The sequence below is a fragment of the Leisingera sp. SA215 genome (assembly GCF_055902035.1).
The window spans coordinates 20,605-30,865 of the sequence record NZ_JBVVXU010000030.1; the positions used below are offsets into that span (position 1 = coordinate 20,605).

Here is a 10,261-nt window from a genome sequence, read left to right on the forward strand (position 1 = left end):
CTGCCTGCGGCGCGGGTATTGATGCAAAGGGGAATGCGGGAGACGCAAAAATGGGTATTGGGCCGGATGTCCTGACCGGGGTCACGGACGCGCACTATGACGGGGTGGAGGCGCTGCTGAAGGCGGCTTTTCCCACTGATGCCGAGGCGCGGCTGGTGCGGCAGCTGCGGGCGGACGGCGATATGCTGTATGAGTTCCAGACGCCTTGGGAGGGCAAGATAGGCGGCTATTTTGCCCTGAGCCGGATGCGGGCGCCGGAGGGCTGGGCCTGCCTGGCGCCAATGGCGGTGCGGCCCGAGTGGCAGGGCGGCAGGCTGGCCGAGAGCAGCCCGGACATGCAGGTTGGCGGGCCGCGGGATGAGGTGTGCCGCGGACCGTGGCGGTTCGGCGCGCGGATGCTGCAGCACTTGCAGAGCTGTTATGATGCCGCCCCTGCAGGCGTGCAGGAACCTCTGCCCGGAAATATCGTTGTCCAGGGGAAACCGTCTTTTTACGGCCGCCACGGTTTCAGCCTGGCACGGGCGCAGAAGCTCAGCAGCCCATACCCGCTGGAATACACGCTGATCCTGCGCCGGGGCGATGACACGCCGGAGGCGGAACTGATCTACCCGCGCGCTTTCTCAGCCCTGTGACACAAAGAATTCATTGGTGCAGTGCAGTCTGGCACGCTAGCCAATGCCCATGCGTTTGTTTCTCCTCGTCTGCCTCACCATGCTGGCCTTTGCGGCCAATTCCATCCTCGGCCGGGCCGCGATTGCGGGCGGGCATATGGATGCCACCGGCTTTGGCCTGTGGCGGCTGGTCTCCGGGGCGCTGATGCTGGCGTTGCTCTGCCGGCTGCGGGGGCTGGAAACCTGGAGCCGGGAGCGCCTTCTGCGCCCTGCCAGCCTGTGGGGCGGGGCGGCGCTGACGCTGTATATGGCGGGATTCACACTGGCGTATCAGGATCTTGATGCCGGTCTGGGGGCGCTGGTGCTGTTCGGGGTTGTGCAGATCTCGATGGTCTTGTGGGGCGCTCTGCGCGGCAGCCGGACCGGGGCGGCCCAGGCCGCCGGAGCGGTTCTGGCGTTTTCCGGGCTGGCCTATGTGGTCTGGCCGGCCGAGGCGGGCGGAGCACCTCTGGCGGCCTCGCTGCTGATGGCCGCAAGCGGGTTGGGCTGGGGCATCTACAGCCTGCTGGGGCGCGGCGCGCGGCAGCCGCTGGTCTCCACGGCGGTGAATTTCGCCTGGTCCAGCGTGATGATGCTGCCGGTCATGCTGCTGGCGGGCGGCGGCACGGTGCTGAGCGGGTATGGCGTGCTGCTGGCGGTGCTGTCCGGGGCGGTGACCTCGGGGCTGGGCTATGCGCTGTGGTACCGGGTGCTGCCGCAGCTGCTGCCGGCGGTGGCGGCCACGGTGCAGCTGAGCGTGCCGGTGATTGCGATTCTGGCGGGCGCTGTGCTGCTGGGCGAGGCCATCGGGCTGCGGCTGCTGTTCGGGTCGGTGGCGGTGCTGGGCGGCATTGCCCTGGCGGTATTGCGCCCGCCTGCCGCGCGGGCCCCGTTGGCGGAGTGAGGGGCTTTTACCGGCTGGCAAATGCGCTTATCTGGGGCGCATGTTGTCCTGTTTGAAACCCGCCGCCCTGCCTGGCGTTCCGCCTGCTGCTCTGCCTGGCGTTCTGCCTGCCGCCCTGCCTGCTGCGCTGGCCGCGGTCCTGCTGCTGCCGCTGCCTGCCGCCGCCGAATGCGTGATCCTGCTGCACGGGCTGGCGCGGTCCGAAACCTCATTCGCGGTGATGGAGGAGGTGCTGCAGTCGCGCGGCTATGATGTGGTGCGGCCCGGTTATGCCTCGACCGAAGACAGCGTCGGGGTGCTGGCGGAAACCACCCTGCCAGAGGCTTTTGCGGCCTGCGGCGCGGCGGAAACCCATGTGGTGACCCATTCGATGGGCGGCATCCTGCTGCGCCACTGGCTGCAGGATCACCACCCGGAAACCCTGGGGCGGGTGGTGATGATGGGGCCGCCGAACCAGGGCAGCGAGCTGGTCGACGAGCTGGGCGACTGGGAGGTGTTCGGGCTGCTGAACGGCCCGGCCGGGCTGCAGCTGGGCACCGGGGCGGACGGCCTGCCGGGGCGGTTGCCGCCGGTGGATTTCGAGCTCGGGGTGATTGCCGGCAGCGAGACGCTGAACCCGCTGTTCTCGGCGCTTATCCCGGGGGCGGATGATGGCAAGGTTTCGGTCGAAAGCACCAAGGTGGATGGCATGGCGGCGCATCTCACCCTGCCGGTCACCCACACCTATATGATGAACAATCCGCAGGTGATGGCGCAGGCGCTGCATTTCCTGGAGGAAGGGCGGTTTGAGCCGTCGCTGACCTGGCTGGCGGCGGTGGAAGAGATTATCACCGAGGCCTGCCAGTTGAACGGCGGCTGTGAAGAGGCGGAGCAATGACATTGGACCTGACCCTGCAGGGCGGCGATGTGCTGCGCCCCGGCGGACTGGAGCATGGCGGCGCGATTGCGATAAGCGGCGGGCTGGTGGCGGATGCGGCGGCGGGGCGCCGGGTTGATCTGGCGGGCTATCTGGTGCTGCCGGGGATTGTGGACGCCCATGGCGACGGGTTCGAGCGCCATCTGGCACCGCGTCGCGGCGCGATGAAGCAGATGGCGGAGGGCGTCGTCGCGGCCGAGGCAGAGCTGGCCGCCAATGGCATCACCACGGCGGTGCTGGCGCAGTTCTACTCCTGGGAGGGCGGTTTGCGCGGCCCGGAATTTGCGGCCCAGGTGTTTGAGGGCATCAAGGCGGTGCGCGGCAGCCTGGTGACAGACCTGCTGCCGCAGCTGCGGTTCGAGGTCCATATGCTGGAGGATTATGCCGGCCTGGCCGCCAGGGCGGCAGACTGGCAGGTGCCTTATGTGGTGTTCAACGACCACCTGCCGCATGAGCGGCTGGCGGCGGGCAAAAAGCCGCCGCGGCTGACCGGCCAAGCGCTGAAGGCGGGGCGCAACCCGGACATGCATTGGCAGATGCTGAAGGATATGCACGCCCGCAAGGACGAGGTGCCGGGCCGGCTGGATGCGCTGTGCCGGGAGCTGGCGGCGCTGGATGTGCGGCTGGGCAGCCATGACGACCAGACGGCGCAGGACCGCGCTGTCTGGCGCGCGCGCGGTGCGCGGATTTCCGAGTTTCCCGAAACGCTGGAGGCGGCAGAGGCTGCGCGGGCGGCAGGCGATCCCGTCATCCTCGGCTCGCCCAATGTGGTGCGCGGCGGCTCGCACAAGGGCAATGCCTCGGCGGTGGAGCTGATTGCGATGGGGTATTGCGATGCGCTGGCCTCGGATTATCACTATCCCAGCCCGCGCCGGGCGGCGCTGATGCTGGAACGCTCAGGCTTGCTGGATCTGGCAGCCGCGTGGCGGCTGGTTTCGGAAGGGCCGGCGCGGCTGCTGGGGCTGCAGGACCGCGGACGGCTGGAGGCAGGCCAACGCGCTGATATCCTGGTGCTGGACAAGGCAACCCAGCGGGTTGCGGCGACGATCTCGGCCGGGCGGGTCAGCTATATGTCGGGGGAGGTTGCGGCCCGTTTCCTGTGCTAGGGGGCGGCGCCGCGCATCAGGCCGGCTGGCCCTCTTTGCGGCGCGTGAAACCGGCGGGGCCGCTTTCACAGGTTCAGTATCAGTCCTTGACCGGCGCAAAGCGTCCGCGCTGTTTTCTGGCTGGACATACTCCCGGGGGTCTGGGGGCAGCGCCCCCGGCCTGGACAGCTGACGCTCAGTCCTGGGCTTTCACCACCCGGTTCACATGGCCCATCTTGCGGCCCGGTTTGGCCTCGGCCTTGCCATAGAGGTGGAGGGCGCAGCCGGGTTCCTTGGCCAGCTCCGGGATGCGGTCCACGTCAGCGCCGATCAGGTTTTCCATCACCACATCGGAATGGCGCCGGCCGTCGCCCAGCGGCCAGCCGGCCACCGCGCGGATGTGCTGTTCGAACTGGTCGACGGTGCAGCCGTTCTGGGTCCAATGGCCGGAATTATGCACTCGCGGCGCGATTTCGTTGACGATCAGCCCTTGCGGCGTCACGAACAGCTCCACTCCCAGCACGCCGACATAATCGAGCGCGTTCAGGATCTTGCCGGCCATCAGCACCGCATCCATGCGCTGGCTTTTGCTGAGGCGCGCAGGCACGGTGGTGGTATGCAGGATGCCGTCGCGGTGGATGTTCTCGCCGGGGTCGAAACAGGCGATCTCGCCGGTCACGCCGCGGGCGGCTATGACGGAGACCTCATGGCTGAAGGTGACAAACCCTTCGAGGATCGAGGGCGCGCCTGCCATGGCGGCGAGGGCCTCGGCGGCGTCATCCGGTGCCTGGATGCGGGCCTGGCCCTTGCCGTCATAGCCAAAGCGGCGGGTTTTCAGGATCGACGGCGCGCCGATGTCCGCCAGCGCCGCGTCGAGGCTGGCCTGATCGCTGATATCGGCAAAAGGCGCGGTTTGAAGGCCAAGGCCCTGCAGGAAGGTTTTTTCGGTCAGCCGGTCCTGGCTGATCCGCAAGGCTTCACGGCCCGGGCGGATCGGCTTTTGCGATTCCAGCAGGTCGAGCGCCGAGGTCGGGATATTCTCGAACTCATAGGTGATCACATCGGCACAAGCAGCAAAGGCGGCGAGCGCCTCGGCATCTTCATAGCCTGCGGTGGTCACCCGGTCGGCGACATGGCCCGCGGGCGGGTTGGCGCCCGGCTCGAAGATATGGGTCTTGAAGCCGAGGCGGGAGGCCGCGACCGAGAGCATCCGGCCGAGCTGGCCGCCGCCGAGGATGCCGATGGTGGCGCCGGGCTGCAAAACCTGTGCGTGGGCTTCAGTCATCGGAGGGCTCCTCGGGGATGGAGGCGGAGAGCGCTTCTCGCCAGTCGTCGAGGCGCCGGGCCAGGGCGGGGTCCTGCAGCGCCAGGATGCCTGCGGCCATCAGGCCCGCATTGGCGGCGCCGGCGGCGCCGATCGCCATGGTGGCCACCGGGAAGCCTTTGGGCATTTGCACGATGGAATAGAGCGAGTCGACACCGGAGAGGGCGCGCGTCTGCACCGGCACGCCAACCACCGGCACGCGGGTCTTGGAGGCCACCATGCCGGGCAGATGCGCGGCGCCGCCGGCACCTGCGATGATCACCTGCAGCCCGCGCCCGGCGGCGGATTTGCCGTAGCTCCACAGCCGGTCCGGGGTGCGGTGGGCAGAGACGATCTTGGCCTCATAGGGAACACCCAGTTCATCCAGGATGGTGGCGGCTTCCTTCATGGTGGGCCAGTCGGATTGGCTGCCCATGATGATGCCTACTTTGATGTCGGCCATGGCTGTTGGCTCCTGTCGCGGCTTGTGGAGCGCGCACTATAGGGAAAGCTGGGTTCTGCGCAATCCGGCAGGCGGCGGATTCGCAGGGCATCCGGCCTTATTTTGCGCGCTCCGGCGCTTTGCCGCAGGCGGCTCCCGCCCGCGCGGGACGCAGGCAAGCTGCAGCGCCGCCGCGCCCGGGCGCGGCGGCGGCGCTTGGCGGGATCAGCCGCGCTGTTGCGGCAGGATCAGGTTCAGCAAGAGGCCCGCAACGCCTGAGAGGCCGATGCCTGCCAGGGTGAAGCCCTCGCCGAATTGCAGCGTCAGCCCGCCGAGCCCGATGATCAGCACGGTGGAGATGATCACCATGTTGCGGGCCTCGGACAGCGCCTCGCCCAGTTTGGCCAGAACCGACAGGCCGACCACGGTGACCATGCCGAACAGCAGGATCATGATGCCGCCCATCACCGGCATCGGGATGGTGGCAAGGGCGCCCGAAAGCTTGCCCATGAACGAGAGCGCGATGGCGAAGATCGCCGCCCAGGTCATGATCGCCGGGTTGAAGGCGCGGGTCAGGGTAACGGCGCCGGTGACCTCGGAATAGGTGGTGTTGGGCGGCCCGCCCAGCAGGCCCGCAGCGGCCGTGGCCAGCCCGTCGCCCAGCATGGTGTTCTGGATGCCGGGTTTCTGCATGTAATCGCGCTTGGTCACATTGGAGATTGCCAGGATGTCGCCGAAGTGTTCGATCGCAGGCGCAATGGCGACCGGCAGGATGAACAGGATGGCAGCGGGGTTGAACTCGGGCGCGACGAAGGCCGGGATTGCGAACCAGTCCGCCGCGGCCAGCGGCGCGGTGTCGATCAGGCTTTGCCCGGTGACCGCCCCGAGGATCAGCGCGGCGCCGTAGCCTGCGGCGACACCGGCCAGGATCGGCACCACGCGGATGATGCCGCGGCCGAGGATTGCGGTCAGCATGGTGGTGCCGAGGGCAACAGCGGCGAGCAGCAGGGCGGTGTTCCTGGGCATCACCTGGGTGCCGCCCGCCAGGCCGGTGGCCATGTTCACCGCCACCGGCGCCAGCGACAGGCCGATCACCATGATCACCGGGCCGACCACCACCGGCGGCAGCAGCCGGTGCAGGAAACCGGCGCCAAAGGCGCGGATGGCAAAGCTGAGAGCCACATAGAGCAGGCCCGCTGCCGCCAGCCCGCCGGTGGTCGCCGCCATGCCCCAGGTCTGCACGCCGTAGAGGATCGGCGCAATGAAGGCAAAGGAGGACGCCAGGAACACCGGCACCTGGCCGCGGGTCACGATCTGGAAGATCAGCGTGCCAATCCCCGCGGTGAACAGCGCCACGCTGGGGTTCAGCCCGGTCAGCAGCGGCACCAGCACCAGCGCGCCGAAGGCGACAAACAGCATCTGGGCGCCGATCAGCGCTTGTTTCGGGGAGAATCTGTACGCGGTGTCCTGGACATCAGGCACCGGACTGCGGTCGCTGGTGGCGGTCATTGTCTGGCTCATCTTCTGGTTCAATCGGCCGGGTTATTCGGCCGGGTTATTCGGCTGTGCCGCCGGTGCCGGAACGGGCGGCGGGCACAAATTGCGCCGCTGGTAAACGGAAAATCCGGCTTTGACCATCCAGTCAGACGGAGATTCCGCCAGCCGCGGGCGGGCTGCCGCAACGGCGCCGGCAAGAGGCCGGTTTTCTGCAAGCGGGCCAGCGGCCGGGCCGGACCTATGGCAGGTGGCAGCACCAAACGGAGCGCACCCCATGATCCTGACCAATGATCCGCTTGCTCAGCCCTTGCGGAACCGCCGCCTAACCCTGCGCAACCGGATCATGAGCACGGCGCATGCGCCCTCGTTTCAGCAGGGCGGCGATCCGCGCGGCCGTTACCGGCTGCACCATGAGGAGAAATCGCGCGGCGGCCTTGCGCTGGCGATCACCGGCGGCCCGGCCTATATCGCGGCGGACAGCCCTTTGGTCTTCGGGCAGCTGTATGCCGGCGATGGCAGCATCACCCCATGGTTCCAGAGGCTGACGGAGGGGGGCAGCCCTGGCGCTGCGGTGATGTGCCAGTTCAGCGATACGGGCCGCCGCACCGCCTGGGACGATGGGCACTGGCTGCCGGTGCCGGGGCCGGCGGGTGCGGCAGGATTGCGCTGGCGGCCGGGGGCAGGACCCGGCGCCGGATCCGCAGGGCGGTTTCCGGCTGGCGCGGGCCGGGGATGCGGTTTGCGGGCGCACTATGCACGCTGCCGTCCAGGATGCGCTGCGGCTTTGCAAGGATTTGTAATCTGCAAGGATCTGTAACCTGCAGTGACGCGGAACCGCAGCGCGCCGTCAGGCGCGCTGCCATGCCCAACGGCTTGCGGCGCAGCCGGCTGCGCGGAGAAGCGGGCGGGAGACCCGGTGGGAACTGGTAAAACACTGCGTTCTGCAGCTGCGCCCCTGCGGCTCAGGCGCGGGCCCGCCCTTTGCCGGCGGCGCTGTCAGGCGATAATATCCGGGGTCAGCCGGTCTTCGATCAAGGCGATCTTGTCCTTGAGGATGAGCTTTTGTTTCTTCAGGCGGCGGATCGTCAGCTGATCGCTGGTGGCGCGTTCTTCCAGCGCGCCGATTGCCTCGTCCAGATCCCGGTGCTGCCTGCGGAAAACCTCCAGCTCAACCTTGAGGACCTCATCGGTCTTCATCGACACATCTGTGGGTGCGTTCATTGGCGACTCAGTAAAGCTTAGGATTGAAGTAAGGCTGAAGATACTTCCTTAACAGATTTTCCGCTAGGCCTATGGGCACATGCTCTTGTGAATCCAAAAGGAACTTCCCATATTCTTCTGGAAGCGGCTGCCGGGACCGGGGCCGCGCGCATCCGTCGCTTTGGCATAAAGGACGAACACCGTGTCGAAACTTACCTTGGCCTCTTATCCGCATATGCTGGGATTCGAGCAGTTGGAACGTCTGCTGGAACGCTCGGCCAAATCGGGCAACGAAGGCTATCCTCCCTATAATATCGAACAGACGTCCGATCATTCCTACCGCATCACCCTGGCCGTGGCCGGTTTCGCCGAGGAGGATCTGGCGATCACCGTCGAGGACCGCCAGCTGGTGATCCGCGGCCGCCAGCGCGACGACAGCGAGGGGCGGGTGTTCCTGCACCGCGGCATCGCGGCGCGCCAGTTCCAGCGCATGTTCGTGCTGGCCGATGGCGTCGAAGTGGGCGAGGCAGTGATAGAAAACGGGCTGTTGCATGTGGATCTGACCCGTGCCCGGCCTGAAACCGTGGTCCAGACGATCAATATAAAAAAGGGGTAAGAGCTATGCATACACCGTTTGATTTCAGCCAGGGCGCGGAGCGGATCGTCTATGTAAAGGCGGTTGCGGTGGCGGATCTTCCCAAGGACGTGCGGGACAGCGCGGGCGGCCATGAGCAGCTTTATGCGGTGCATGACGCCGAGGGCGGCCAGCTGGCGCTGGTGGCCGACCGCCGCCTCGCCTTTGTGCTGGCGCGGCAGAACGACATGACGCCGGTGCCGGTGCATTAGGGCCGGGCGGCGTCAAGGCCAGTCTGCAGCGGGCTGCGAGGCCTGCGGATTGACTTCGGGCAACGGGCCCGCAAGATGGAAAAGGCGGGCAATGCTCCGCCTTTTTTGATGTCTGAAAAACCGGGGGCGATGATGGCGCGCTTTGATTTCGACTGGGTGGATGCCTTTGCGGGCCGCGCCTTTGGCGGCAATGGCTGTGCGGTGGTGCATCGGGCGGCGCATCTGCCGGAGGCGGTCTGCACCGCCTACGTGCGGGAGACTTCGCTGGTGGAATGCACCTTCACCGGCCCGTCTGAGGTGGCGGATGTGAAAGTGCGGTACTTCCTGGCCAGCCGTGAAATCCCCTTTGCCGGCCATCCGACCATTGCCACGGTGGCGGCGATGCGGGACCGCGGGCTGATCGGGGGCGGCAGCATCACGCTGGAAACCGGGGCCGGGATTGTGCCGGTGACGCTGGAGGGCGATTTGATTTCGATGACCCAGGCGGCGCCGGAATTCGGCCCCTTTGCCGACCCCGCGCTGGTGGCGGCGGCGGTGTCGCTGCCGGTGGCGGCAATCGCGGGGCGGCCGCAGAAAGTGTCGACCGGGCTGCCGTTCTGCGTGACGGTGCTGAAGGACCGGGCGGCGCTGGAAGCGGCCGAGCTGAACCTGGAGGCGCTGGCCGCGCTGGGCCAGTCGCTGGGCGCGGATGGGATCGATATGATGGAGCCGTTTCTGGTGGCGCTGGAGGGCGCGACGGAGGCGGGCGATACATTCTCGCGGCTTCTGATGGCGCCGCCCAGCCCGCCGGAGGACCCGTTCACCGGCTCCGCGACCGGCGCCATGGCGGCTTATCTGTGGCGTCACGGGCTGATGAAGAAGGCGGAGTTTGTCGCCGAGCAGGGCCACGGACTGGGCCGCCCCGGCCAGGCGCGGGTGGCGCGGGTCGGGTCTGCGGAGGCAATTGAGGGCGTGCGGGTGGCGGGTGAAGGCTTTGTGCTGATGCGCGGCACGGTGGACCTGCCGGAGGCGGTGTAGGGCAGGGCAGGGCAGGTAAAGCAGAGGCAGCTTTGCGCAGGAAGCGGAATTTGCAGAAACCTGCAACGCGCGCCTGATTGCCGCCCATAGCCTAGCCGAATGCCGCAGCACAGCTTTCCCCGTTCCGCCGTTCGTGCCTCGCGCAGCCTTTCCAAAGGCCGAACTCACCTTGTGCCGGGCATTTCGGATTTTTGCTCTTGCCGCTATTGCTTACGCAGAAAATGCTCGCGGGCGCGCTATTGTTTTTGCCGCCATGCAGCATCCGTCGGCAGCATGAACTTCGTTCCTGTTCCCGGACACCGGGGTAAAGTACCCCTGTCCAAGAAAGGAACATGGAATGGGACACTCGAGGCGGACGTTCACAGACGAGTTTAAAGCCGCAGCTGTTGGTCGGCTTTATA

The 10,261-nt window shown here is 67.1% G+C and carries 12 protein-coding genes; 8 read left to right on the forward strand and 4 right to left on the reverse strand.

Annotated features, from left to right (window positions below; translation table 11 throughout):
- The first annotated feature begins 50 nt into the window (after positions 1–50).
- The 4 genes from AC0KW6_RS20425 to AC0KW6_RS20440 are packed head-to-tail and all read left to right on the forward strand — an operon-like array spanning position 51 to position 3,576.
- Entirely contained in the window at positions 51–632 is a 582-nt protein-coding gene (locus tag AC0KW6_RS20425) for a GNAT family N-acetyltransferase (protein ID WP_474035891.1), read from the forward strand.
- A 49-nt stretch (positions 633–681) separates the two neighbouring features.
- Complete coding sequence (locus tag AC0KW6_RS20430) at positions 682–1,554, forward strand: DMT family transporter (RefSeq protein ID WP_474035892.1); 873 nt, start codon at positions 682–684, stop codon at positions 1,552–1,554.
- Positions 1,555–1,594: 40 nt separating this feature from the next.
- A complete protein-coding gene (locus AC0KW6_RS20435) occupies positions 1,595–2,431 on the forward strand; it encodes an alpha/beta fold hydrolase (RefSeq protein WP_474035894.1) in 837 nt (278 codons plus the stop codon).
- The gene (locus tag AC0KW6_RS20440) at positions 2,428–3,576 is read left to right on the forward strand and encodes an alpha-D-ribose 1-methylphosphonate 5-triphosphate diphosphatase (RefSeq protein ID WP_474035895.1); all 1,149 of its coding nucleotides are present in this window, start codon (positions 2,428–2,430) and stop codon (positions 3,574–3,576) included. Before AC0KW6_RS20435 ends, AC0KW6_RS20440 begins: the two co-directional genes overlap by 4 nt.
- A gap of 175 nt (positions 3,577–3,751) precedes the next feature.
- On the opposite strand, the gene AC0KW6_RS20445 is transcribed toward AC0KW6_RS20440, so the two are convergent.
- From AC0KW6_RS20445 to AC0KW6_RS20455, 3 genes are all read right to left on the reverse strand, one after another.
- The gene (locus tag AC0KW6_RS20445) at positions 3,752–4,840 is read right to left on the reverse strand and encodes a 5-(carboxyamino)imidazole ribonucleotide synthase (RefSeq protein ID WP_474035896.1); all 1,089 of its coding nucleotides are present in this window, start codon (positions 4,838–4,840) and stop codon (positions 3,752–3,754) included.
- Positions 4,833–5,321, reverse strand: coding sequence for a 5-(carboxyamino)imidazole ribonucleotide mutase (gene purE, locus AC0KW6_RS20450; protein WP_323778986.1), 489 nt, complete (start codon positions 5,319–5,321; stop codon positions 4,833–4,835). The genes AC0KW6_RS20445 and purE overlap by 8 nt, the downstream gene beginning before the upstream one ends.
- Before the next feature lie 204 nt (positions 5,322–5,525).
- Positions 5,526–6,821, reverse strand: a complete 1,296-nt coding sequence (locus tag AC0KW6_RS20455) for a uracil-xanthine permease family protein (RefSeq protein WP_474035897.1) — start codon at positions 6,819–6,821, stop codon at positions 5,526–5,528.
- A gap of 250 nt (positions 6,822–7,071) precedes the next feature.
- On the opposite strand from AC0KW6_RS20455, the gene AC0KW6_RS20460 reads away from it, so the two are divergent.
- On the forward strand, positions 7,072–7,614 hold the full coding sequence (locus tag AC0KW6_RS20460) for a hypothetical protein (protein WP_474035898.1): 543 nt from the start codon (positions 7,072–7,074) through the stop codon (positions 7,612–7,614).
- Between the two features lie 179 nt (positions 7,615–7,793).
- Here AC0KW6_RS20460 and AC0KW6_RS20465 read toward each other — a convergent pair whose 3' ends face one another.
- Entirely contained in the window at positions 7,794–8,018 is a 225-nt protein-coding gene (locus tag AC0KW6_RS20465) for a YdcH family protein (protein ID WP_024089280.1), read from the reverse strand.
- Positions 8,019–8,199: 181 nt separating this feature from the next.
- On the opposite strand from AC0KW6_RS20465, the gene AC0KW6_RS20470 reads away from it, so the two are divergent.
- The 3 genes from AC0KW6_RS20470 (at position 8,200) to AC0KW6_RS20480 (ending at position 9,860) form a co-directional block, all read left to right on the forward strand.
- Positions 8,200–8,613 (forward strand): Hsp20 family protein, encoded by a 414-nt coding sequence (locus AC0KW6_RS20470; RefSeq protein WP_323778980.1) that lies wholly within the window; start codon positions 8,200–8,202, stop codon positions 8,611–8,613.
- A gap of 5 nt (positions 8,614–8,618) precedes the next feature.
- Complete coding sequence (locus tag AC0KW6_RS20475; protein WP_323778977.1) at positions 8,619–8,843, forward strand: DUF1150 family protein; 225 nt, start codon at positions 8,619–8,621, stop codon at positions 8,841–8,843.
- Positions 8,844–8,975: 132 nt separating this feature from the next.
- Positions 8,976–9,860, forward strand: a complete 885-nt coding sequence (locus AC0KW6_RS20480) for a PhzF family phenazine biosynthesis protein (RefSeq protein WP_474035900.1) — start codon at positions 8,976–8,978, stop codon at positions 9,858–9,860.
- Positions 9,861–10,261: the final 401 nt, after the last annotated feature.